Genomic DNA, 23097 nt, shown 5'->3' on the forward strand with positions numbered 1-23097 from the left:
CCCATGAAAGGGCACTCCGAGCGGGTGCCGAACAAGAACGTACGCCTCTTGGCCGGAAAGCCTCTTTGTCACCATATCCTTGAGGCCCTGGCTTCGGCGAAATATGTCGGAGACATTTACGTCGACACCGACTCCTCCGAAATCGCCGAGACGGCCAAGACTGCCTTCAACGCTCATATTATCGATCGCCCTCCCCGCCTGCGTGGAGATAGGATTCCGATGACCGATATCCTCGTCCATGACATCTCCTTGGTCGAGGGGGACGTTTTCCTTCAGACGCATGCCACCAATCCGCTCCTGCGACCTGAAACCATCGATGCCGCGATCGAGGCTTTCTTCTCCGCCCCGAACGTGGATTCGCTCTTTTCCGTCACGCCGCTTCAGACACGGCTCTATTGGGAAAATGGAAGGGCCATCAATCACGATCCCGCGGTCTTGCTCCGAACCCAGGACCTGCCCCCCGTCTACGAGGAAAACTCGAATCTCTATATCTTCACACGAACGTGCCTCGCGTCCACGGGCCGACGAATCGGGGAAAATCCGATTCTTTTCAAAATGTCCCGTGAAGAGGCGTTGGACATCGACACCGAGTACGATTTTCGGGTTGCGGAGTTATTCCATAAGGAGAAAAGAGGAACATGAAGAAGGCCCTGGTCAGCTGCCCCTACGCCTGGGAAAGCCTTTCCCAAGAGAAAGAACGGTTTGAAAAGGCGGGCATCGCGTTGATTCGGCCCGAGGCCGTGACCCAGCAATTAACGGAGGACGAATTATTGCGATATGCACCGGAGATCGCCGGCATTCTTTGCGGAGACGATCCGGTGAACGATCGCGTGATTCAATCCGCGCCGAAACTCCGCGTGATCGTCAAATGGGGCGTCGGAACGGACAACATCGACATCGAGGCCGCGAAGAAACGCAGAATTCAGGTTACGAACACGCCCGGTCTGTTCTCGGACGACGTGGCCGACGTGACCATCGCGTACATCGTTCTTCTCTTCCGCCGTCTCCACCAGATCGACGCGCGGGTTCGAAGCGGCGACTGGCATAAACCGATCGGGCGATCCCTGCAGGGGCGGGTTCTCGGAATCCTCGGCCTCGGGAACATCGGCCGCGCCGTCGCCCAGCGCGCGGTCGCAATGAAAATGGTGCCGATCGGTTACGACCCGGACTCAAAGGCGCAAGAGATCGCAAAAACCCTCGGCGTTGAAATCGTCGACCCGGACGTATTGCTTCAGAAAGCCGAGATCCTCACACTTCACTGTTCCTTGACGAAACAAACGCGCCACTTCATCGACGCCCGCTCCCTCGCCCGTTGCCGCAAAGGCGCCTTTCTCGTCAACACATCGCGCGGCGGCCTGATCGAAGAAAAGGCCCTCATCCAAGCTCTCGGCGACGGCACGCTGGCCGCAGCCGCCCTGGACGTTTTTGAAGCCGAACCGCTGGCCGCGTCCAACGCTCTCTGCGCGCATTCCAATGTGATTCTGGGCTCGCACAACGCCTCGCACACGCTGGAGGCCATTCAGGCCGTCAACAAAGCCGCGTATGAACTTCTTTTGAACGGATTGTCCCATGCCGCCTAAACGGGTCTGCATCGTCACGGGAGCGTCCCGCGGCACCGGCCTAGCCATCTCCGCGAAGCTCAAGAGCCTGGGATGGCTCGTCTTTGATGTGGATATCGACGTCCCGAAAAAAAATAACCGGCGATTCATTCGCTGCGATCTGGCGGACCCGAACTGCGGAAACATCCTTTTGAGGAATTTGAAACATCACGCCGTTCGGCGTGTCGACGGCCTGGTGAACAATGCCGCCGTATGCCCGTCACGATCCGCGATTGAATTCACCCTGGAGGAGTGGAATCGAACAATCGCCGTAAACCTTCGGGCCCCTTTCCTTCTGTCTCGAGCCCTCTGGCCTCTTCTGCGCTCCGCAAAGGGAGCCATCGTCAATGTCGCGTCCGTACACGCGCGAGCGACCCGCCCCAAGATGTCCGTCTATTCGGCGAGCAAAGGAGGTCTTGTCGCCCTGACTCAAGCGCTGGCGTTGGAGTGGGCTCCCTATGGAATCCGCGTAAACGCCGTTTTACCCGGAGCGATCAAAACGCCGATGCTCATCCAAAACCTCCGCGGGTCGGGGATTTCACTCAAGAAACTTGAAAAATCGATTCCTCTCCGCCGTGCGGGTTCCGCGCTCGAAGTAAGCGAGCTTGTAACGTTTCTCTTATCTCCCGCCTCATCGTTCGTTACCGGGCAGACATTCGTAGCCGATGGTGGAGTTCTTGCTCAACTCTCGACAACATGAAGCTTATTCTTGCCATCCGCCGAGCGCCTTAGACCTTTTGCAACCGCTTCAAGCAGCGACGAATCGGGCCTCGGACAAAACGTTCGGCCAAGTAGTTTAGATTTCGTTCGGGGCGAATTCGTCCCTGCACACCGAATCGTTTTAGGGCGTCGTTGGCCGCTTGAATGCGCGAAAGATAGTTTTCCACGTAATGGGTCCGTGCCTCCGTGCCGTACCATTGATTGGCGCCGTGAACCCGATAAACCCCCAAGGGGTCCGATAGCGTAAGAACCTTTCCGAATATCGGCAAGGGGCGAGTCAAGACCACATCGGCACAAATTTTCCAGCTTTCGTCCAGAGGGGCAATTCGATTCAAGACCGAACGTCGAATCGTCAAACCGCTCGTGGCCGTGAAAAAATCCGTATTTCCCGATCGAAAATAATCGCGCAAAGTGATGACCGGAGGGAGAATCTCGGGATAGATCCCCTCCCTCTGATTTTCCTTCGGGGGTTCCCGTCGAATTTCCAAATAGTGCTGAATACAAACGACGTCCTGATCATGGATTTCTCTTCTCGTCGTCTCCAATTTTCGCGGAAACCAGTAATCATCCGCGTCGAGGAAGGCCACCCACTCACCTCGGGAACTGGCTATGCCAAGATTGAGGGCGGCGGCTTGTCCCGAGCGTTCTGTTCGAATGGCCCGCAGTATCTTCGAATGTCTATGGGTCCAGTCCTCCAATAGCTTCCAGGAGCCATCCGTCGAGCCGTCGTCTATTACGATAATTTCTATCGGCGATAGAGTCTGCTCCAGAGCGCTCTGAATGCATGGACCGAGGAAATGCCCATAGTTGTGATTCAATATCACCACTGAAAAGGAATCCGGACTCATGTTCACAACGTCAGACCCAGTCGCGCCGTTGTTTCACCCCACGCCCCCGCACTCCAGAGGGCCAACCACCGAATGCGGTTTGCGATCGAACCCAATTCCTGACTACGCGTGACCCGTAAGAGGTCGTGAGGCGTGCACGTTGGGTTGAGATCTATCCCGTGCAGTCGACGGACGTTCCAATTGGAAAACTTGATGTTCTTCACGAGCCGAAGCATGTGAAAAAAGCGCATCCGTTGCTTGGCAATCAGGTGGCTTACTTTCAAGACAGGGAAATATCCTGTCTTCCATCCATGACGCAGCAAAGTATAAATCAGATCCGCATCCTCGCCCGACACGAGCGAAGCACCTCTTCGTCCGAATCGCAAGTGAACCGGCGACGACTCGACTATTTCTACGTATTGCATCACAGCCGAGCGCCGTACCGCCAGACCCGCTCCGATCGGGCACCACGGCCCCCATTTCAATTCCGTGGACAAGATCACTTGATCGCCGAACTCCCGGCACGCCAGATAGTTCCGCCATGGAGGTAACCAAGAGGGCTCTTCTTTTTCAAACAAGGGTAAAATCCGACCGCCGGCCGCGCCCACTTCCGGGTGCTGTTCGAAGATCTCACGCACGTTTTGGAGATAGAACCGGTCCAAAACGTTGTCATCATCCACAAAGACGAGAGTAGCTCCCTTGCTTTCGCGAATGCCGCGCAACCGCGCGTTCGTTAAGCCAAGTCGCGGCTCATTTACTTCCAAATCGGGGCGGCAAATATATAGTTTCTCGAATGCCTCGTTCGCGGACGTTGAAGCATTGTCGACTACGATAAATTCCCACTCTTTCCGGTCCAGGCTCTGGGCCGAAATAGCCCTCAGCGTACTCTCAAAATAGTCCGCGCGTGGATTATGCGTACAGAGAATGAGGCTGATCAACGGCACAGAGGGAATATCATTTGCGTTTCTTCACATCAAGCGTAGGCCCGTCAACAGTTCGGCCTTGTCATAACGAATCAATTCAGATTCGATACGTTCTGAATGGAATGATTCGGTATGGATTCCATAGAAATACCATCGGTAGCTCTTCTGGAACAGCATCATCTTCAAGTCGAGGAGATCCGCTCCATTTGCAAAGCGCTACAAATCCCGCTCGGTTGGCATTACTTGCTTGATCTCGTGTGGACCCATAACAAACTACAACCCAAATCTGGCATGGTGGTTCTGGATGCGGGAGCCGGCTATGGACCCATGCAGTGGTGGCTGGCTGCCAAAGGCGTGAGTGTCGTCAGTGTAGATCGCTCCAATCGGTCAGTCCCCCCAACGCGATTTCGCGATTGGACGATTTTAAAGGGATTACGAGAGGAAGATTTGACAAAAGCTTCCCGCTGGATCGACTGGAAAAAGAGTATGTGGAATCTTTTCGGTAAGGCCCCCTGCCGACGGAATGATGCCTCTGACCGCGGCACTGTGTCTTTCTACCACCAGGACCTGACATCCTTGCGAGACCTGCCGAGCAACTCGTTTGACGCTATTGTGTCGATCTCGGCTCTCGAACATAACGCCCCGAACCTTCTTCGGGAAATCGTGACCGAACTTCTGCGGGTTCTCCAACCGGGGCAACCCTTGCTGGCCACACTCCATGCGGCGAAAGAAAGGGATTGGTTTCACGAGCCATCGAAGGGTTGGTGTTACACGGAAGGTTCGCTCAGAAAGTTATTCCGCCTCGAGCCGGGCGCAACGTCGAATTATCATGAATATGATTTTCTGATGCAAAACCTGCGCGATTCCGCTGAACTTCGAAAGAACCTGGATCCGGTTTACTTCCAGTCGGGGCGAAGTGGAATGCCTTGGGGGGTCTGGAACCCTGAGTATCAGCCCGTGGGGATAATGAAGATTAAAGCACAAGCGAACCGCACCTAGTGACTCGGAATGCCAACGGCCTGACGCTTAAATCCAATAGTATCGCTGCGATATCAGACTCCGGTTGCTTCCATGCGCCCGGTGGGCAATAAGCGGGCCCACAAGAGAAATTGCTTTGTGCGTTTCATCCCCTCGGCGACAGAGACTTTCGGTTCAAACCCAAGAACTCGCCTGGCCTTTTCGCAGGAGACGCGTGCCTGCATGGAGTAGAGCGGAAGTCTCCTCAAATCTCCGATTAAGATCGGTTTTTCAAATTCGGTGTTATCGGTCCTCTTTTCCAGCCGTCTTGTTCGAGTGAGTAAACCGCGGGCGATACGTGCCCTCCAAGAGGATGGCAAAAATCGAAAGATTTTTTCATACAATCTTGCGATGGCCGGGATACTCCCAAGCTTTTCTCGAAACACAGGATCCATCAGCAATTTTAACATCGCCCCCATCGAAGCCGATGTCCAACTCTGACGTTCCAGTACCCGAAGGTCGTTCATGGATATCTCTACGGTTCCGGACTGGCCGAGCATCTTCTCATAAAATCCGTAAAATTCCTTCCAAGTAATGGCGTCGGGACCGGACAGAAAGATATCCAAACCCTCGGCCTTTTCCGACTCCGCCGCCAAAACCAGCCCCTGGACGACATCATCGATGTAAACGGCGTTGCAAATCCCGCTCCCTTGATTCAAGAGAGGAATGCGCCACTGTTTCATCTTTCGAACGGGGTTCACCGTCCACGTTGTCGCATAGGGTCCAAATACAATCGACGGATAAACGACCGTGAGCCGAAGGCCCTGCTCGTGTCGGGCCCTAAGCAATAATTGCTCTATGGCCAGTTTTGTTTGGGAATACGAGTCTCCTCTTATCGCTTTTTTGGGGGTTGACTCATCCAAGATGGCGGACCCCGTAAGGCCAAAAACGTCGATCGAACTCACGTGGACAACTCGCGCACCATTGCTTGCGGCACTTTCAGCGACATTTCGCGCACCCTTTAGATTGTTTCGTTTGATCTCCCGCCACGTACCTTTGAAGTCATAGGCGCAGTGAAATACCGTGTCGCACCCTTCCAGCGCCGATTTCACCGCATCCAAATCGGTCATATCCCCCGGTCTAAATTCCACGGGAAACCTCGCGGCTTGGGCGGCCGTACGCCAGTCGCGAACGAGAATCCTTATCTTAATATTTCCCCTACGACAGAGGAATTCGGCGAGCCGGCTTCCGATGAAGCCGGTCCCCCCTGTAATCAAAACTTTTTCCATCGATACCGCCCGATCATGAACCGATCGGTGTCTCCCAGGGATATTCCAGCGGTTGTCGCCGGTCGACGCAAGCCCGGATCAGGCGAATGACTTCGGTGGCGTCCTTACCCGTCGAGGTCGGCGTGCCTCTCCGCCCCACCGCGTTTCTAAAATCCTCCAACTGCTCCACAAAAAGATCTGAAAACCCTCGATGAATCGGGCGCCCGTGTACTGCCGTCGCGGCACCTCCCGAAAATACCGGTTGACCATCGGATCCCATCAATTGCACGATGTTGTCTCGGAGTCCCAATACGGCAGAAGCGTTGGATCCATAAACCGTGAGGATATTGGATAAATCTCGTGTTCGACTGAGTTCGATTCTTCCCTTCACGCCCGATTTCGTTTGCAGCACAATTTCACTATTGGCTTCGACCCCTCCCAAGGCGTCATCTCGATACGAAACGACACCCAGTTCGCCGAACCAGAGTCGAAGAAGATCTAACGTGTGGGGTCCTGTGTCCATCAATACGCCGCCCGCTCGTTCGCGGCTGAATTGAAAGCCCGTCGTCACAGGCCAATTAAATACGTTGCCCTCGCACGCCTCGAAAGACCGAAGTTCACCAAGCATTCCGCTGCGGATGATCCATTGAGCCACTTTCACGTGGGGATAAAAGCGTCGAATATGACCGACGGCTAAAATCCGCTTGTTTCGCTCCGCTTCCTCACAAATTGCGGTGCATTCTTGAACCGTCGGTGCGAGAGGCTTTTCAACGAGAAGATCGAGCCCTTCGGAAAGAAGCTTCAAAGCCATTTCCGCATGGAGGTGGTGCGGAACCGCCACGATCGCCGCGTCCGCAATCTTGCCGATCCCGTTCGCGTCCCGCTGTATTCGACCTATTCCGTAAACGTGAGCCAAATCGCGCGCCTTCTTTTCGTCCACATCCACTAAACATGTGACTTCTAAACCTTTAGCGCGGGAAATCGCCGGGAGATGACCCATTTCCGTTACGGCCCCGCATCCTACGATACAAATACGCAAATCCCGCTCTCAGTCTTTGCTGTCCAGAGGTTTGCGGGCAATGGCATAACACAAATTCAATTGTCGCGGGTCGATTCGCCGGATGAGCAAGTCGGCGATCCTGGCCCAATGAAAACCTGCCTCATGATGGCGCGCCAAGTAAGTAACCCACTCCCAGCGCCCGCTGTCCAGAACGGGATACCATGAAGAAAGCAGCTGCAAGAGCTTTACACTGGACAACGGCTGTTCAGTATCCGATTCCGGGATCTCGACTTCGTAGACGCGGCCTCTTTTCATTCGATTATCGAGAACCACCAATCCCATGCCCAAATAGGTAATCGCCTTTGTTAAGAACGATTCGCGACGATCCGCGGCGGGATCGAGCACCAGAACAAAACCGCCCGGCTTCAAGATCCGGCCGACTTCATTCATCAATTTCTCCGGATTCCGCCAGAAATGATGGACGACACTCACCAGCACAACGGCGTCTGCGATGCCGCTTCTCACCGCCGCTTCTTCGGCGTCACCCACCCAATAACTTCCCTTTCCCAAGTTTTTGGCCACTCGAGCGCCATCGGCTGAAATATCAAATCCAAAACAATTGAGACGCGGAAACGCCTCCTTTAGAAGGGTGAGGTTCACCCCAGCTCCACTTGCGAATTCAACAACCGTCGAATCTTTGCCCGCGAGCGACTTGAGATATCTGCTAAAAGGAGCCAACGTGTGACGTCGATAAGGATGCCGTAACCACCATTCAAACATCGATGGCGTATAGTAGTCGCGGTAAATCTGCGCCTCCAAACGCTTTTCCAACGCCGTATTTGCGAACTTGGGTTCAGCCATTTCTATTCAATACGTCATCCAACGACATCCGTGGAAATACTTCCAGCTTACCCCCCGCCGTAGCATTTATTATCGTTCGGCCCCGCTTTTCAAAAAGTATCTTCGCCGCGCGATACGCGAGTTCCATTCGTTCCACTTTCGGATCGTGCCACCGATATCCGGGCCCGAAATAGTCGGGATGAAAATGGTTTCGATCCTGCGACTTCGAGTGAACCACAACACCGTCCACCTTGTCTTCAGAAGAAGGTGGCGCATACGTATGGTCGATACCCATTAAGTACACCGTTCTTGCACCAAGGTAGTAGGCCAATTGCAAATTGAGAAACGTCACGGTGCCGCCCCAAAACGCCCAGAAATCAAATCTGGATGAAAACTTTGGGAAACGCGGATACCGCCTTAGGAAATTGATGTAAATCGTATCCTCGTCCGGCGGAAGAAAACCTCGAAGATCAAACGGTATCAGTTTGGTGAAACCTCTCAATTTACGAATATCGCCCGCCCGATCCTCGGCCACGAGGCGGTCTTCTACGGTGTAGTAGGTCGGCCGGAAAGTTGTCTCCGGGAACATGAGAAATATGTTGTTGCAGGCGATGGTGATCTTGCCTGCCAGTTGTTCCAATGCGTGCCTCTTCAAGCTGGGTCCGTTCCCGATCACAAAAATATCCGAACCCAGGTGAAGATTTTTCAGGCGCCTTAAGCGATTTTCATTTTCCGACAGAGGGATTCCGAGGGCACCCAAACCGAAACGCAGGGTGCGAACGGACGTGCGGCAGGCGCCAAGGAAGTTTGTCCCAAATGGGTGAGTCATTCGAAGCGGCAGTATTGCCGGGCAGCGCATTATAGCCAATCTGACTCAAGCTGTGTTAAATTGCGCCCAGAACACCTCGCACTCTTTCTTTACTACGTGTGGAAGCGTGTTTCGCTCCCATGAACTACGTTTCAGAGTGAATGTCAGACGCCATGACGCTGGAAGAAGGCCGACCTGAAGCTCCCGTGCAACACATCACTTCTCCCCTTCGATGGGTCGGTTTCGGATTTAGAGACATCGTCGTTTTTCGGGAGCTTCTCTATTTTCTCACGTTGCGCGATATTAAGGTTCGGTACAACCAAACCGTCCTGGGCATCGCATGGGCTCTGCTTCAACCCCTTTTTTCGATGCTCATCTTCAGCCTGATCTTTCTTCGATGGGCGGGTTTGCATTCACCGGGTCGCTTTGATTCTCTGACGATTTTGACGGCGTTGGTGCCTTGGCAGCTTTTTTCCTACGCCCTGACACAGTCCTCGAACCGACTTCTGGATGACGCCGGGTTGATTCGGAAGGTATATTTTCCAAGGATCCTTATACCCATCTCGTCTGTATTGGCGGGGCTTCTCGATTTCGCATTCGCGCTTTTACTTTTGCTCCTTTTTCTTATCGTTTCCGGCATTACGCCCTCTTGGAGAATTATTCTTGTCCCGCTGATGGTCGCGATGACGCTGGCCTCTGCATTAGGCGTCGGTTTATGGTTGTCGGCGCTGAATGCACGGTTTCGAGACGTCAAGTACACCGTCCCTTTCCTAAATCAGGTGTGGTTCTTTCTGACCCCAATCGTTTACCCGGATTCACTCATCCCGGAGGCCTGGAAACCCATTTGGAACTTGAATCCGATGACCGGCGTCGTGAATGGCTTTAGATGGGCTTTTCTCGGGAATCCATTCGATATGACCCCATATTTTCTGACTTCAGTTTTGGTGACCGTTCTTCTTTTGCTTTCCGGCTGGTTGTTTTTTCGCGGCATGGAGCGATCTTTTTCTGATTGGTTATAAGCGACACCCATGAAAAGACTCGCCATCGAAGCCTTCGGGTTGAGCAAAAAATACCGGGTGGGAAGCAAGAGATATCACGATTCCACGCTCAGAGAGGCCCTCGTTTCCGTGGCGCGCCGGTTAAGATCCTTGTCATCGCCAAAAAGCGAAGATCTATGGGCGTTGCGCGACGCCACTTTTGAAGTAGAGGAAGGAGAGGCCCTTGCGATCGTCGGCAGAAATCGCGCAGGGAAAAGTACGCTTCTGAAAGTTCTGGGCCGAATCACGTTCCCGACCGAAGGACGCGCACTGATTCGAGGACGGGTCGGCTCACTTTTGGAGGTCGGCATGGGCTTTCATCCCGACCTAACCGGACGGGACAATATTTTTCTAAATGGAGCGATCCTTGGAATGAAAAGAGAAGAAATCCGACGGAAGTTCGACGACATCGTCGATTTTGCCGGAATCGAACGCTTCCTGGACACCCCGGTGAAACATTATTCCAGCGGTATGTACATGCGGCTTGCATTTGCGGTTGCGGCGCATTTGGAAACAGAAATTCTGCTGATCGACGAAGTTCTCGCCGTGGGAGACGCACAATTTCAAAAAAAATGCCTGCAACGAATGAAGGACGTCACGGGTGCGGGTCGCACGATCCTCTTCGTCAGCCATAATATGGCTGCCGTCAAACGATTGTGTCAGAGGGCGATCCTGCTTTCGGATGGCCGAATGATCGACCAAGGTCCGACCGCCGAAATTGTCGAGCGATATTTGGCGGGCCAAACTACGCAGACAACGAGTGTCACGTATCCGGACGATGCCCTCAAAACCATGCGCATCCGCGGCGTTGAACTGCTCGGTCCCACAGGTGAACTGGCGGAGAAGATTTACGGAAGTAGGGGTTTTCGAGTGCGGATAGCTTACGACGTCAACGAACCCGTCCACTCGGCATTCGTCTTGTGTCGCGTTCATGTGGAAGATGGAGTGACACTATTCAGCACCACCGATACGGACCTCGATCCGGGCCGGCTCGAGACGCGCAAAACAGGCTCTTACGTGACCGAATTTACGGTCCCGCCGAAACTATTGGCGGAAGGACAGTACTTCGTGTCGGTGAGCGTAGGAATTCCTTATCAATTCAACTTTGATCATAGGCTCGAGGCCCTAAGTTTTATGCTGGAAGACGACGGCAGCGAAACGCGCGAATGGCTTTACCGGAGCCGGCCGGGATATTTGGCGCTTGATTTTGAATGGAGAACCACTCACTGCGACTTTGTCGGATCAAAGCGCTGATCGTTCCTCGCGACGTCCTGCCCTCTTAGGTTAGGTAATGGAAGGTTTCTTGGCTGAAAAGACGGCCGACTCTTTCTTGGCTTCATCCCAGAGATACGAGGCAAAATGCGTGAATCCGCGCAGTTTCCTCGTGAAGTCTTTCCAGTGGGCGTTCTTGAGGGCGAATTTCAGCAGGTACATCGGCCGGAAGTAAAAGTTCCGAAGACCTCGATCTACGCCGGCTTTGACTTGCTCCTTGGTCAACCCCGGATAGCTCACGACGCCTGTCTGCTCGCCCTCCGGATCGAGCCACTTGTTCCAGTCTTTGGTCTGGAGATGGCCGTTTTCCTCGCAATACTCGAAATACTTGGTCCCGGGGAAAGGCATGGCCGCGGAAAACTGAAGCGTGTGTAGACCGAGATTCTTGGCGAAATCGACGGTTCTGTCGATCGTCTGCGGGGTCTCTCCCGGCAGGCCGATGACAAACGTCCCATGCACATCCAGACCGGCCTCTTTCGTGCGAACCATGAACTCCTCAGCCTGTTCCACCGTGGCCCGTTTCTGGATGTTGTTGAGGATCTGCTGATCCCCCGACTCAAATCCTACGAGAAGCTCGCGACAGCCCGCTTTCTTGAGCATCTTCATCATATGAACGTCCGCCGTATCGACGCGGGCGTTGACGGAAAACGTGACTTTGAGATTTCGGCGGAGAATCTCCTCGCAGATCCCTAAAGCCGTCGGCTTATGAAGTGTGAAGGTGTCATCTTCGAAAAAGAACTCGCCGCCCTTCACCACTTCCGGACAGATTTTGATGTCGTACTCCATTTCGTCGACCACCCGTTCCGGTTTTCGGACACGAAGCTTGTGGCCGTGCATGACCTGCGGCCAGAGACAAAACGTGCATTTGTGGGGGCAACCGCGGCCCGAAAAAATGTCGATGTAAGGATGAAGCTTCGTGCCGTCGAAGTACTTCAAAAGATCGAGCTGATGCCAAGAAGGATAAGGAAGCTCGTCCAAATCTTCGATCAATGGCCTGGGCGGATTCTTTTGAATGTCCCCGTCGTTCCAATAGACAAGGCCGAGGACTCCCTTGAGGTCGGGATAATTCAAAATCGCGTCGCGCACGGTGAAGTCGTATTCACCGACCGCAACCATATCGACCGCGCCTTCAGCCCGGCGGAGCGTCTGCTCGGGAAGCGAAGAGGCGTGCGGCCCGACCATGATTACAATCGAGTGGGCCGCCTTAGCTTTGACAAGACGGGCACACTCGATGTCGGATTGTATCGATGGAGTTGTGGAGTCCAGTACGACAAAGTCCGGTTGTTCCTTGGCAATTAGAGTTTCAAATTCCGGACGCCCCCAATCTCGGGCCGGAAAATCATAAATATGGGCATCCACACCCGCCTTTTCGAGAACTGCGGTGGCGTACGCGAGCCAATCGGGGGCCCGTAAGACCCGGCCACGAGTCTTGGCCGCCCAACGTTGGGTCCGGCAAAAATCCTTCACAAAAGGCTCGTTAATGACCAATGTTTTCATTCAGCCTGTCCTTTCGATGTCGAGTCGGTTTCCTCGCGACGGAAGCGTTAAGACTATACTGTTCTTTCGAGGGGTTAAATATTTTACCACAACCGATGGTTACGGGAGAAACGCGGCAACATCCCGCAATGCTTAGGATTTATGCCCTTGTACCTCGTCGGTTGAATTGCCTGGTGGAGACGGGTTACGCCGCCGAAGCAGTTGATTCTTTCTTGAGCTGACTCAGGTTGAGGATTTGGACCTCGATAATTCGGCCCTTCTTGTCTTCACAGAATGCAAACCCCTCTTTCACATATGAGCGGGCCTCTACGCCGGGCAAAAGTTTAATAGACGCATAGTCGGATTCTCGATCAACGTAGATCCGTGGAAACGTGACCCGCTTCACGTTCTTTCGAACCGAACCATAACGGTGATGACGACCCATAGTGCCTGCTCCTTTCGTTCCAAAATGACCGCAGCAACGTCATTACCTCGTCGACCCTTCAATCTCTTGCCGAAGATCCATTTCGGCCCCTGCGGAATTCGATAATCCGGCGTCTCAATGATGCCGCGTATCTCGTCCACGGTGATGCGTCGCTCCATCATTCGAGTTGCAGCATGCGGCGACAAAACCCATTTTATCAGTTTCTTCCGGCGAATTCTGCTGGACGGCATTAAGGATTCTTCTCATTCGTAGGCTAAAAAGTTCATAAATGCGATATAAATTTTAGTCCTTCATAATCTGCGACAAGATCGAAACAATATGCCTCAACTCTTGGAATTTGAGTCCGTTTCAAAGCGTTTCCCGTCCCGGGAACTGTTTACGGATCTTTCCTGGGGCATGGCCGCTGGCGAACGGGTTCTTCTTAGAGGGGCTAACGGATCCGGGAAGACGACGCTTCTCAAACTGATTGCGACGTTGATACGCCCCACTTCCGGAACGATTCGAATCCACGGCCGGTCGATCTGGACCCATCCGCTGGAGACCCGGAAATGCTTTGCTTATCTCTCTCCGGACGAGCGTTCGTTTTATTGGAAGTTGACCGGTACGCAAAATCTTCGTTTTTTTGGAAGGCTTCAATATCTGTCTTCAAAAGAGCTTGCCGAACGAAGTGAAAGACTCGCATCCGCATTCCAGCTCGACAAAGATCTAGACCGCCCTTTTCAGGAATACTCTTCCGGGATGCGGCAGAAGCTCTCCCTGATACGAGCACTCATGCTCAATCGCTCCCTTTATCTCTTGGACGAACCGGACCGCCATTTGGATGCCGAAGGGTTGGCGGCGCTCGAAACGATTCTTGGAGAAAAGATTTCCTCGGGCGCGGCGGTCTTGGTAGTGACGGCCGCCCCTTCTACGGCGCTCGGTGGCAAGAGCTACGTTCTGGCGGATGGCCGAATCCGTGAGAATCACACATGATCCGCGCACTGCTCGCGTTTCCCGCGAAAGAATGGCGGCTTTACCGCAGCTACCGCCTCGCCCTCATCCTCAATCTGACGAGTGTTGCTTTCGGCGTCTTTACGTTTTTCTTCGTGGGCCGGATGTTCGCGGACAGTTCCAATCCCTATTTGGCGAGATTCGGGGGAAACTATTTTCCTTACGTTCTTGTGGGGATCGCCTCGAGCAATCTTTTGGTCTCCATGCTCAACGGCCTCGCCATGAATTTACAGCGGGAGCAGGACACCGGAACATTGGAAGCGATCTTAGTTTGCCCCATCCCGGAAGCCGTCGCGCTCCTCGGCTTGGTCCTCTGGAATCTCTTCCTCTCCCTTCTGACCGGCGTGGGTTACCTCGCAGGCGGCTACCTCTTGGCCATGCTCCCGCTGGCAATCATGCCTATTCTGAAGGCACTCATTGTTTTTGTTCTTTCCGCGGGGACTTTTCTTGGCCTCGGCGGCACGGCCGCCGCCTTCATCCTTTACTTCAAACGTGGGAATCCAATCAGCTGGATCTTTTCGAGTCTCTCCATTCTCCTTGGCAGCGTGTATTTTCCCCTCGAAATCCTTCCTCGGGCGGTCCAGCACTTGGGGCGCCTTCTCCCTCTTGTTCATGCAACGGAAGGCATGCGGATGGCTCTTCTGGAAAACGCGCCGCTGGCGGTATTAGGTCCCAAGCTTCTGATATTGTTTCTTTTTTCAGTTATCTTTGCCCCCCTGGCCATCATTTCTTTGAAGTATGCGCTCTGGCGGGTTCGTGAGGCTGGGACCCTGAGCCATCAGTAACTTGAGGCGTTGACCCGCGCGGATCTCGGCTGTTATGATTCTGCCGTCGAGTAGGCTTTCGATGTCAGCCTCCCCCCGCGACGATAAAACGATCAAGCATCCGATCCAGGATCTTTTAAACGCCGTGGCCGGCGTGAAAGCGAATTTCGTCGTTTTGGCCGGTCAAGACATCGGGCGAAAGTACGAAATCAAAAAGGCGGAGCTCGGCATCGGACGATCCGAGCAAAGCGATATCTTCATCGATGACCCCGATGTCTCCCGCAACCACGCAAAGATCGAAGTCTTAAACGACTCGATTATTGTGCAGGATTTGGGAAGCACCAACGGAACCCTCGTGAACGGAAAGGCGATTACCCGGCATCAACTGATGGACGGCGACCGCGTTCAGGTCGGGAATCTCACGATTCTCAAATTCAACTTCCTCGACAACATCGAAGATACGTTCAACGAGCAACTCTACAACCAGGCCAACAAGGATTTTCTGACCCAAATCTACAACAGAAAATACTTTCTGGACCGGTTGAAAATGGAATTCAGCTACTCCCGCCGCCACGAAGTCCCCCTTTCGCTCATCATGTTCGACATCGATCATTTCAAGAAAATCAACGATACGCACGGACATACCGCCGGAGACCTCGTGCTTCGGGAGTTGGCCGCGCAAATTTACGCCGTGAAGCGGCAAGAAGACTTATTCGCCCGGTTCGGCGGAGAGGAGTTCGTTCTGTTGCTGCGGGACACTCCCAAAGAAAACGCGATCCAAACGGCTGATAAGCTGCGAAGCCGCATCGAGGAGACGCAGTTCACGTTCGAAGACCAAAAGATCCCCATCACGATCAGCATCGGCGTGGCGACGTTCTTCAGCAATAACTATAAGAACTACGAAACGTTTTTCCGTGCGGCGGACAATTACCTCTATCGGGCCAAAAAAGAGGGTCGGAACTGCGTTCAATTCGCCAAAGACGGTATTTCGGTGAAAACTGAAATCCGGACGTCGCACTGAGGCGCGCTGTTGCCCCCTTCCTTGACCTGGGATCGAGCGCACGAACTTTTCCTGGAATCTCTGAGGACCTCTCGCGGTCTCTCCCCTCACACCGTGGATGGCTATGCGCGCGACATTCTCTCTTTCGCTGAGATCTCTCAAAAAGACGCCTGCGGTTCTCCCGCCGACGCGACCCGCTCGAATATCGACTCCTTTCTTTCGCACAAAGCGCGAGAAGGTTACTCCAATCGATCGGTGTTGCGTGCCATTTCGGCGATTCGCTCGTTCTATCGATTTCTCCAGCAAGAAAATCTTGTCCCCTCCACACCCGCCGAAGATCTTCGTCTCCCTCGATTGGGTCGGCCGCTGCCCAAAGTTCTCTCAGCCGACCAAATCCGCCGCATATTAGAGGCGCCCGACCTCACGAAACCGCGCGGTCTCCGCGACCGCGCCCTCTTGGAGCTCTTCTACGCCTCCGGACTTCGGGTTTCCGAGCTAACGGCGATTACGTACGAAAATTTCCAGTTGGAAATGGGACTCGTGCGCGTTTTAGGTAAGGGATCGCGCGAACGAATCGTCCCGGTCGGGGACGAAGCCCGGCACTGGATCGAGAGATATCTGCAGGAAGGACGAAATCGGATGGATCGGGGAAAACTTCAGAAATGGCTTTTCCTGAGCAACCGCGGCCGGAGAATGACGAGGCAGACGGTCTGGCATCTGTTGCGGAAATATGCCCGACAGGTGGGTGTAACGGCGAAACTCTCTCCTCACACGCTTCGGCATTCGTTCGCCACACATCTCTTAGAAGGCGGAGCCGATCTGCGCTCGGTCCAACAGATGTTGGGACACGCGAGTCTTTCCACAACGCAGATCTACACGCACCTTTCCCGAAAACATGTCCGAGACGTCTATCGCGACCACCACCCTCGCGCCCAAAAGCGATAGCGCGTTGACACCCTTTAGGGCCTTCTGTAGAGGCCATGCATGGATAAGCTGGGAGTTCTGCTCCTCTACTTTGTTCCGTTCATTTTCTCGCTCTCGTTTCACGAAGCGGCTCACGCTTGGATGGCGAATCGAAAGGGAGATCCCACGGCGCGGTTGATGGGAAGGCTCACGCTCAATCCCGCCGCTCACATCGACCCGATCGGGACCGTCCTTTTTCCGCTTATTTCATTTTTCACGGGCGCCCCGCTCATCGGCTGGGCCCGGCCGGTGCCGGTCAACGAACTCAATTTGAAACGATGGCGAGTCGATTCCATGTGGGTTGCGGCGGCCGGCCCTTTGTCGAACCTGATTCTGGCTCTCGGCTTCACCGGGATTGTCTATTTACTGAACCGCGTTCCTGCGTCCGGTGCCGAGCTTAACGCCGGATTCAGGATCGCCGAACCTCTCGCCGTCATGGCCACCGTCGGCATTCGTTTTAACTTGATCCTGGCGTTTTTCAATTTGCTGCCGTTCCCGCCGCTTGATGGAGGGCGCGTTGCGGCCGGCCTCTTCCCGCAACTTGGAAGCCAGCTCGCCGTTTTGGAGCGATACGGATTCATCGTGCTCTACCTACTGTTTTTTACGCGCGTTCTGGATTACGTGGTGTTTATGCCCGCCCAGATCTTGTTCCATCTTCTTATTTCGCTCACCGCGTAAGCCGCTCATTGTCACCCGAAAAATTATATTGCACCTGTGATAACGTTTTTGCGTCTTGTCTTGATTAGGCGTGACTTATATGTTACCTCAGGTTCATCTCGATAACGCCTCGAGGGCGAAAATGAAAGCACGAAAGAAATCTTCGACGATTCCGTGGAGCACGGTCCGGAACCGGGTTCTTCAGGATCCAGAGACGGCCAGTGAATACCTTCGCTTGAGCGTGGACGATGAAGAGGATTTCATTGCGGCTTTACGTCACGTAGCGGAGGCTCAAGGAATCGGAAAAGTTGCTGCACGTGCTAAACTCCCACGTGAGAGCGTCTCTCGAATGCTTTCGCGCAAGGGGAATCCTAGATTGGGCAGTTTGATGGCACTTCTTCGTGGGATGAAACTCAGCCTTCGAATCGAAGAGGGCCACTAAGTAAGGAATAATCATGCGAATTTTCAGTGGAATGCGGCCGACGGGGAAACTTCATTTGGGGCACCTGTTCGGAGTGTTGAACAACTGGATCGACCTTCAGAACAAGGGAAACGATTGTTTCTTTTGTATCGCGGACTGGCATGCCCTCACCACGGAATTTCAAGATACGAAATCGATCGAACCGAACATCCGGGAAATGTTAATCGATTGGCTGGCGGCGGGGCTCGACCCGAAGAAATCGACGATCTTTTTGCAGTCGCAGGTCAAGGAACATTCCGAACTCTATTTATTGTTGGGCATGATCACACCGCTCGGCCGGTTGGAACGAAATCCAACGTACAAGGAGCTGAAACAGGAGATCACGGACCGCGATCTCTCCAATTTCGGTTTTTTGGGTTATCCCGTCCTGCAGGCGGCGGATATTCTTCTCTACAAGGGAGAAGCCGTTCCGGTCGGCCAGGATCAACTTCCCCATCTCGAACTGACGCGCGAGATCGTCCGGCGATTCAATAACGTCTACGGCAAGACTTTCCCCGAACCCAGAGCGCTGTTGACGCAATCACCGAAGGTCAACGGCGTAGACGGCCGAAAAATGTCGAAGTCGTACGGCAATGCCATTCTCCTTTCCGATTCGGAGGAGCAGGTCCGGGCCAAGATTCGTGAAATGGTCACCGATCCCAAGCGGGCCCGGCGGCAAGATCCGGGCGACCCCGACACATGCAATCTCTATCCCCTGCATGAGATCCTTTCGACCCAGAAAACGATTGGAGACGTCCGAAAAGGGTGCACGACCGCCGGGATCGGATGCGTAGATTGCAAGGGCCTTCTCCTCCCCTCTCTCCTCGCACCCCTCAAACAAATCCGCGAAAGGAGAGAAGAAATCGCCAGTTCCCCAAAGACACTGGATCGTGTATTGGAGGAGGGTGCGGAGCGAGCCCATAAGATCGCTGCAGAAACCATGAAGGAAGTACGCAAAGCCGTTAAGTTACATGGATGAAGCCGTAGCCAATCGAACTCCCGAAAACCCTTACCATATCCATTTGGATGTCTTCGAGGGTCCCCTCGATCTCCTGCTCCACCTGATCAAGGAACAGCAGGTCGATATTTACAACATTCCCGTCGCAAAGATCACCGAGCAGTACATTCAAACCATCGACCTGATGAAGGTGCTTAACCTCGATATCGCCGGTGAGTTTCTTCTGATGGCGGCTACGCTCGCGCATATTAAGTCGCAAATGCTCTTGCCGCGGGATGAAGCGGCGCAGGAGGGCGATGAGGAGGGCGTGGACCCCCGAGAAGAGCTGGTGCGGCGGCTCTTGGAGTACCAAAAATTCAAAGATGTCGCCGAGCGGTTGCTTAGCCGCCCGCTCCTTTTCCGAGACGTTTTCAAACGTGAAAAACCGGACCGCCCCCCCGTCGGCGAAATGCAGACGCCGTCGGAGCTGGTGGAAGTCAGCGTCTTCAAATTGGTCGAGGCGTTTCACCGTCTTTTGGACCGATTGCGTCTTGAAAAGCCGCATGAAGTACAGACGGACAATATTTCGATCGGTGAAAAGGTTCTTCTGATCGTCGATGCCGTGCGCAATAGCGCGGAAGGAGCCCTCCGCTTCGACGATCTGTTTGCCCGGGACAAAACGACCCCACAAGTGGTCGTGACGTTTCTCGCTCTCTTGGAGATGCTTAAGCGCGGGCTGCTTCGCGTCTTCCAAGCTGAAGCGTTTGCCGAAATTCAATTGATGGGTACCCCTAGCCTGTATGGAGACTGGAGTTATGAACATTTCTTCGGAACGACTGAAATCCATTCTTGAGTCGCTGCTCTTTTTGTCCGACAAGCCTCTCCACCTGACGCAACTGGCACAGACCGTCACGGATGCGAGCGAGGCGGAGATCAAAGATGTTTTGGATCAATTGAAAGCAGATCGATCGGCGGAGAGTTCCGGCATCGACCTGGTGGAAGTGGCGGGCGGCTACCAGCTTCGCACAAAGGCGACGAACTCTCCCTGGATCTTTCTTCTGAACAAGGCGAAAACGGTTCGTTTGAGCCGCGCGGCGCTCGAGACCTTGGCCATCGTCGCCTATCGCCAACCGGTGACCCGTCCCGAAATCGACGACGTCCGGGGGGTCGACTGCGGCCCCGTCTTGCGCCACCTTCTGGAACGAAATCTGGTTCGAATTTTAGGAAAGCGGGAAGAACCGGGGAGCCCCCTTATTTACGGAACGACCAAAGAATTCTTGGAGTTTTTCAGCCTGCGAAATCTGACCGATCTCCCGACGCTCCGGGAATACACGGAACTCGGACAAGAAAGTTTGGCGAAACTCGAAGAGCTTCTCCCCAAACCAGATGCGCAAGAAACTAACCTGGAAGGCGATCTTCCGATGACCGAAGCAAAGAGCAACGACATTGAGTTCCCCCGCAGCAGCTAAGAAAAACGAGGGAATCCGCCTCAACCGGTTGCTCGCGCAGATGGGTGTGGCCTCCCGGCGCAAAGCCGATGCCCTGATCGCCGCCGCCCGCGTCTCCATCGACGGCAAGGTCGTTACCGCGCTCGGGACGAAAGCCGATCCCCGGAAACAGGAAATCGCCGTGGACGGCGTGCCGCTCGACCGGCCATCGAAGAGACATACGTATTACCTTCTCAATAAACCGCGCGGCGTGGTGACCACGTTATCGGATCCCGAGGGCCGCCCCACCGTACGGGACCTCGTTCCCGCCCGTGAACGGATCTTTCCCGTCGGGCGCCTCGATTACGACAGCGAAGGCGCCCTGCTTCTCACCACGGACGGAGATTTAGCCCATAGGCTGATGCATCCCCGCTACCAAGTCCAAAAGACCTACCTCGTAAAGGTAAAAGGGAAACCGACGCACGAAACGTTGAAACGAATCCGAAACGGAATCCGTCTGCCCGACGGTTTTGCAAAACCGGTTGAACTTGTGGCGGAGCGGGAAACGAAGGAGCACAGTTGGTTTCGAGTCACCGTGGCGGAGGGAAGAAATCATTTGATTAAGCGGCTGTGGCTCGTTGTCCACCACCCGGTGATAAAACTGATCCGTACGAATTTCGCCGGTCTTACCGTATCCGAACTCCGAATCGGAGAATCTCGAATGCTCCGACCCGCGGAAGTTCAACGACTCTATAAACAGTGTGAAGAAAGTCGTTAGGGAGGCCCGGGTATTTCGGCACTCTTTGGAAATACGACAGGCTTGAAACCAACCCACGTTCGGCAACTGGGTCACCTCTACCGCCGGCGCTCATCGGGCGACGAGATGGCAAACTGGGATCTGGTAAAAGTGACGGCCCGCCTGTCACGTGAAATCCGCCGGCAGGTCGCGGTTGTCATCGATCGAAAAGGAGACGTCACGCACGTCGTCGTCGGCGATCACCGATCCGTTCAACTCCCACCGCTTTCCATCCGGACCGGGCCCTCGCGACTCTCCGGATACCGTTGGATTCATACGCATCTTTCGGAGGAGGGGTTGAACCGGCGAGATCTGACATCGCTCTTGTCACAACGTCTCGACCTGGTGGCGTCCGTCGCGGCAGATCTCAAGGGATTCCCCGGCTTGGTACACGTGGCCCACCTGGCGCCGCAACAAGATGCGACCTCGATCATTCGAACGCTAGAACCGGTTTCGTACCCTAAACTGAATCTTGAATTCGACTCGTTCGTGGCGGCTCTGGAGGAAGAATTTCAGCAGAAAGCGGGTCGCGTTCAGGTCGTCCGGCGGGAGAATCGCGCGATTCTCTGCGCCATCGCCCTCTCGTCCGACAAAACGTTGGAAGAAGATTTGGAGGAAACCAAGGAGCTCGCCCGAACGGTCGGTCTTGAAATCGCCGACGTCGTCGTCCAAGGACGCGACAAACCGGATCCTAAGTATCTTGTCGGACGGGGCAAGCTCGATGAAATCCTATTGCATGCCTCACAACACCAAGCGGATCTGTTGCTCTTTCAACAAAATCTTTCTTCCAACCAATCCCGGCACCTAAACGACGCCACACCGCTTCGCGTGATCGATCGAACGCAATTAATCCTCGATATCTTCGCCCAGCGCGCGAACAGTCACGATGGAAAGCTTCAAGTGGAACTCGCGCAACTTCGATACACCCTGCCCCGTCTTCGTGAATTCGGCACGCAGCTGTCTCGTTTGGTCGGAGGCATCGGTGGACGGGGCCCGGGCGAAACCAAATTGGAAATTCACCGCCGGCGGGCACATGACCGAATGAATCGCCTGGAACGTGAAATCAATCAGATCGCCCAAAAACGAGCGGCCAAACGGGCCCTTCGAAGACGAAAGAACGTCCCCGTCGTGTCGATCGTCGGTTACACCAACGCCGGGAAATCGACGTTGCTCAATTCACTCACGTACGCCACGGCCTTGGTGGAGGACAAACCGTTCGCCACGCTGGATCCCTTTTCCAAACGGCTTCGCTTTCCACAGGACCGCGAACTGATTCTGACCGACACCGTCGGATTTATCCGGAATCTCCCTCCGGACCTCATCGCGGCGTTTCGGGCCACGCTGGAGGAAATCGGCGAAGCGGATTTACTTCTTCATGTCCTCGACATTTCAGGCGTTGATTATTCAGCGCGCGTGAGTGTCGTGGACGGAATTCTCCGCGATCTCGGATTTGAAAAGATCCCTCAGATTTTGGTCTGCAATAAAGCCGATCGCCTGGAGGCGAAAGTGGCCGAGCGCATCGCCTATTCGCTTGGAGGGGTCGCGGTTTCCGCTCTAAAGGCGGAAACCTGCAAACCTCTTCTCGACCTCATGGAGGCCAAACTCTGGCAGAAACGGAACCCCGGAATCGTGGCCGAAGAAGCGGTTTCTTACTGAACGGGCCGGCGCCCGTTATATCGCCCGAAGAGGGAATCGCCATGACTTGCCCCCCGCCTTCGCCCCTTTCGGGCCTCAATCGGCTGAACCGTGACCTTTCTTTCATCAATTATCTCTATATTGGTCGAGGTTTCGGTTGCAGACAAGGAGGGCCGCATGGTCACTGGAAGCCTGCATGCCGTCCCCGCGTGCGTAGAAGCGATTCCCACGTGCCTCTGTATTTGTCGGCAGGGCTATAGCCTGGGACAGACGTGCAGTTAAGGGAAGAATCGTACT

General features: G+C 54.3%; 25 protein-coding genes. 17 read left to right on the top strand and 8 right to left on the bottom strand.

The features are described from left to right. Positions 1–3 precede the first annotated feature (3 nt). Genes VI895_06895 through VI895_06905 form a run of 3 tightly spaced genes read left to right on the top strand, consistent with a single transcriptional unit; the run spans position 4 to position 2298 of the window. A complete protein-coding gene (locus VI895_06895) occupies positions 4–642 on the top strand; it encodes an acylneuraminate cytidylyltransferase family protein (GenBank protein ID HLG19529.1) in 639 nt (212 codons plus the stop codon). After that, positions 639–1580 (top strand): phosphoglycerate dehydrogenase, encoded by a 942-nt coding sequence (locus VI895_06900; GenBank protein HLG19530.1) that lies wholly within the window; start codon positions 639–641, stop codon positions 1578–1580. The genes VI895_06895 and VI895_06900 overlap by 4 nt, the downstream gene beginning before the upstream one ends. Beyond that, entirely contained in the window at positions 1570–2298 is a 729-nt protein-coding gene (locus VI895_06905; protein ID HLG19531.1) for an SDR family NAD(P)-dependent oxidoreductase, read from the top strand. Before VI895_06900 ends, VI895_06905 begins: the two co-directional genes overlap by 11 nt. 28 nt (positions 2299–2326) lie before the next feature. Here VI895_06905 and VI895_06910 read toward each other — a convergent pair whose 3' ends face one another. Both VI895_06910 and VI895_06915 read right to left on the bottom strand, forming a co-directional pair. Further along, positions 2327–3166 (bottom strand): glycosyltransferase family 2 protein, encoded by an 840-nt coding sequence (locus tag VI895_06910; protein ID HLG19532.1) that lies wholly within the window; start codon positions 3164–3166, stop codon positions 2327–2329. 2 nt (positions 3167–3168) lie between these two features. Next, positions 3169–4089: a glycosyltransferase gene (locus VI895_06915; protein HLG19533.1), complete on the bottom strand. Its 921-nt coding sequence runs from the start codon at positions 4087–4089 to the stop codon at positions 3169–3171. A 111-nt stretch (positions 4090–4200) separates the two neighbouring features. Here VI895_06915 and VI895_06920 point away from each other — a divergent pair, with 111 nt between their 5' ends. Next, complete coding sequence (locus VI895_06920) at positions 4201–5067, top strand: class I SAM-dependent methyltransferase (GenBank protein HLG19534.1); 867 nt, start codon at positions 4201–4203, stop codon at positions 5065–5067. A gap of 53 nt (positions 5068–5120) precedes the next feature. On the opposite strand, the gene VI895_06925 is transcribed toward VI895_06920, so the two are convergent. Genes VI895_06925 through VI895_06940 form a run of 4 tightly spaced genes read right to left on the bottom strand, consistent with a single transcriptional unit; the run spans position 5121 to position 8962 of the window. Next, positions 5121–6314, bottom strand: a complete 1194-nt coding sequence (locus tag VI895_06925) for an NAD-dependent epimerase/dehydratase family protein (GenBank protein HLG19535.1) — start codon at positions 6312–6314, stop codon at positions 5121–5123. A 13-nt stretch (positions 6315–6327) separates the two neighbouring features. Beyond that, on the bottom strand, positions 6328–7332 hold the full coding sequence (locus tag VI895_06930) for a Gfo/Idh/MocA family oxidoreductase (protein ID HLG19536.1): 1005 nt from the start codon (positions 7330–7332) through the stop codon (positions 6328–6330). Positions 7333–7341: 9 nt separating this feature from the next. Then, positions 7342–8154 (bottom strand): class I SAM-dependent methyltransferase, encoded by an 813-nt coding sequence (locus VI895_06935; protein ID HLG19537.1) that lies wholly within the window; start codon positions 8152–8154, stop codon positions 7342–7344. Continuing rightward, positions 8147–8962, bottom strand: a complete 816-nt coding sequence (locus VI895_06940) for a hypothetical protein (GenBank protein HLG19538.1) — start codon at positions 8960–8962, stop codon at positions 8147–8149. Before VI895_06940 ends, VI895_06935 begins: the two co-directional genes overlap by 8 nt. Before the next feature lie 140 nt (positions 8963–9102). On the opposite strand from VI895_06940, the gene VI895_06945 reads away from it, so the two are divergent. Beyond that, positions 9103–9960 (top strand): ABC transporter permease, encoded by an 858-nt coding sequence (locus VI895_06945; GenBank protein ID HLG19539.1) that lies wholly within the window; start codon positions 9103–9105, stop codon positions 9958–9960. A 9-nt stretch (positions 9961–9969) separates the two neighbouring features. Continuing rightward, positions 9970–11232, top strand: a complete 1263-nt coding sequence (locus VI895_06950; protein ID HLG19540.1) for an ABC transporter ATP-binding protein — start codon at positions 9970–9972, stop codon at positions 11230–11232. A gap of 30 nt (positions 11233–11262) precedes the next feature. Here the strand turns inward: VI895_06950 and VI895_06955 are convergent, their stop codons facing one another. Continuing rightward, positions 11263–12747 carry a radical SAM protein gene (locus VI895_06955; protein HLG19541.1) on the bottom strand — a complete coding sequence of 495 codons (1485 nt, stop codon included), beginning with the start codon at positions 12745–12747 and terminating at the stop codon, positions 11263–11265. Positions 12748–13128: 381 nt separating this feature from the next. Further along, a complete protein-coding gene (locus VI895_06960) occupies positions 13129–13401 on the bottom strand; it encodes a DUF4258 domain-containing protein (GenBank protein HLG19542.1) in 273 nt (90 codons plus the stop codon). Between the two features lie 88 nt (positions 13402–13489). Between VI895_06960 and VI895_06965 the strand changes: the two genes are divergently transcribed. The 11 genes from VI895_06965 to hflX all read left to right on the top strand — a co-directional run bounded on the left by VI895_06965 (position 13490) and on the right by hflX (position 22821). Next, positions 13490–14143: an ABC transporter ATP-binding protein gene (locus VI895_06965; protein ID HLG19543.1), complete on the top strand. Its 654-nt coding sequence runs from the start codon at positions 13490–13492 to the stop codon at positions 14141–14143. After that, complete coding sequence (locus VI895_06970; GenBank protein HLG19544.1) at positions 14140–14946, top strand: ABC transporter permease; 807 nt, start codon at positions 14140–14142, stop codon at positions 14944–14946. Before VI895_06965 ends, VI895_06970 begins: the two co-directional genes overlap by 4 nt. Positions 14947–15007: 61 nt before the next feature. Continuing rightward, positions 15008–15946 (top strand): GGDEF domain-containing protein, encoded by a 939-nt coding sequence (locus VI895_06975; GenBank protein ID HLG19545.1) that lies wholly within the window; start codon positions 15008–15010, stop codon positions 15944–15946. A gap of 21 nt (positions 15947–15967) precedes the next feature. Then, complete coding sequence (gene xerD / locus VI895_06980; protein ID HLG19546.1) at positions 15968–16870, top strand: site-specific tyrosine recombinase XerD; 903 nt, start codon at positions 15968–15970, stop codon at positions 16868–16870. Between the two features lie 39 nt (positions 16871–16909). Further along, positions 16910–17566, top strand: a complete 657-nt coding sequence (locus VI895_06985; GenBank protein ID HLG19547.1) for a site-2 protease family protein — start codon at positions 16910–16912, stop codon at positions 17564–17566. Positions 17567–17687: 121 nt separating this feature from the next. Continuing rightward, a complete protein-coding gene (locus tag VI895_06990) occupies positions 17688–17987 on the top strand; it encodes a hypothetical protein (protein ID HLG19548.1) in 300 nt (99 codons plus the stop codon). Between the two features lie 13 nt (positions 17988–18000). Continuing rightward, complete coding sequence (trpS, locus tag VI895_06995) at positions 18001–18984, top strand: tryptophan--tRNA ligase (GenBank protein ID HLG19549.1); 984 nt, start codon at positions 18001–18003, stop codon at positions 18982–18984. Further along, positions 18977–19795, top strand: coding sequence for a segregation/condensation protein A (locus tag VI895_07000; protein ID HLG19550.1), 819 nt, complete (start codon positions 18977–18979; stop codon positions 19793–19795). The genes trpS and VI895_07000 overlap by 8 nt, the downstream gene beginning before the upstream one ends. Next, on the top strand, positions 19758–20411 hold the full coding sequence (gene scpB, locus VI895_07005; GenBank protein HLG19551.1) for an SMC-Scp complex subunit ScpB: 654 nt from the start codon (positions 19758–19760) through the stop codon (positions 20409–20411). Before VI895_07000 ends, scpB begins: the two co-directional genes overlap by 38 nt. Then, positions 20389–21147 (top strand): pseudouridine synthase, encoded by a 759-nt coding sequence (locus tag VI895_07010; protein ID HLG19552.1) that lies wholly within the window; start codon positions 20389–20391, stop codon positions 21145–21147. The genes scpB and VI895_07010 overlap by 23 nt, the downstream gene beginning before the upstream one ends. 42 nt (positions 21148–21189) lie before the next feature. Beyond that, entirely contained in the window at positions 21190–22821 is a 1632-nt protein-coding gene (gene hflX / locus VI895_07015; GenBank protein HLG19553.1) for a GTPase HflX, read from the top strand. Positions 22822–23097 lie beyond the last annotated feature (276 nt).

The sequence above is a fragment of the Bdellovibrionota bacterium genome (assembly GCA_035292885.1).
Lineage (GTDB): Bacteria > Bdellovibrionota_G > JALEGL01 > JALEGL01 > DATDPG01 > DATDPG01.

What these genes read in the sequence shown, in the direction of transcription:
- VI895_06895 (HLG19529.1), top strand. Translation starts at nt 4, where the DNA reads ATGAAAGGGCACTCCGAGCGGGTGCCGAACAAGAACGTACGCCTCTTG.
- VI895_06900 (HLG19530.1), top strand. Translation starts at nt 639, where the DNA reads ATGAAGAAGGCCCTGGTCAGCTGCCCCTACGCCTGGGAAAGCCTTTCC.
- VI895_06905 (HLG19531.1), top strand. Translation starts at nt 1,570, where the DNA reads ATGCCGCCTAAACGGGTCTGCATCGTCACGGGAGCGTCCCGCGGCACC.
- VI895_06910 (HLG19532.1), bottom strand. Translation starts at nt 3,166, where the DNA reads ATGAGTCCGGATTCCTTTTCAGTGGTGATATTGAATCACAACTATGGG.
- VI895_06920 (HLG19534.1), top strand. Translation starts at nt 4,201, where the DNA reads ATGGATTCCATAGAAATACCATCGGTAGCTCTTCTGGAACAGCATCAT.
- VI895_06925 (HLG19535.1), bottom strand. Translation starts at nt 6,314, where the DNA reads ATGGAAAAAGTTTTGATTACAGGGGGGACCGGCTTCATCGGAAGCCGG.
- VI895_06935 (HLG19537.1), bottom strand. Translation starts at nt 8,154, where the DNA reads ATGGCTGAACCCAAGTTCGCAAATACGGCGTTGGAAAAGCGTTTGGAG.
- VI895_06940 (HLG19538.1), bottom strand. Translation starts at nt 8,962, where the DNA reads ATGACTCACCCATTTGGGACAAACTTCCTTGGCGCCTGCCGCACGTCC.
- VI895_06945 (HLG19539.1), top strand. Translation starts at nt 9,103, where the DNA reads ATGTCAGACGCCATGACGCTGGAAGAAGGCCGACCTGAAGCTCCCGTG.
- VI895_06950 (HLG19540.1), top strand. Translation starts at nt 9,970, where the DNA reads ATGAAAAGACTCGCCATCGAAGCCTTCGGGTTGAGCAAAAAATACCGG.
- VI895_06955 (HLG19541.1), bottom strand. Translation starts at nt 12,747, where the DNA reads ATGAAAACATTGGTCATTAACGAGCCTTTTGTGAAGGATTTTTGCCGG.
- VI895_06960 (HLG19542.1), bottom strand. Translation starts at nt 13,401, where the DNA reads ATGCCGTCCAGCAGAATTCGCCGGAAGAAACTGATAAAATGGGTTTTG.
- VI895_06965 (HLG19543.1), top strand. Translation starts at nt 13,490, where the DNA reads ATGCCTCAACTCTTGGAATTTGAGTCCGTTTCAAAGCGTTTCCCGTCC.
- VI895_06970 (HLG19544.1), top strand. Translation starts at nt 14,140, where the DNA reads ATGATCCGCGCACTGCTCGCGTTTCCCGCGAAAGAATGGCGGCTTTAC.
- VI895_06975 (HLG19545.1), top strand. Translation starts at nt 15,008, where the DNA reads ATGTCAGCCTCCCCCCGCGACGATAAAACGATCAAGCATCCGATCCAG.
- VI895_06985 (HLG19547.1), top strand. Translation starts at nt 16,910, where the DNA reads ATGGATAAGCTGGGAGTTCTGCTCCTCTACTTTGTTCCGTTCATTTTC.
- VI895_06990 (HLG19548.1), top strand. Translation starts at nt 17,688, where the DNA reads ATGAAAGCACGAAAGAAATCTTCGACGATTCCGTGGAGCACGGTCCGG.
- trpS (HLG19549.1), top strand. Translation starts at nt 18,001, where the DNA reads ATGCGAATTTTCAGTGGAATGCGGCCGACGGGGAAACTTCATTTGGGG.
- VI895_07000 (HLG19550.1), top strand. Translation starts at nt 18,977, where the DNA reads ATGGATGAAGCCGTAGCCAATCGAACTCCCGAAAACCCTTACCATATC.
- scpB (HLG19551.1), top strand. Translation starts at nt 19,758, where the DNA reads ATGAACATTTCTTCGGAACGACTGAAATCCATTCTTGAGTCGCTGCTC.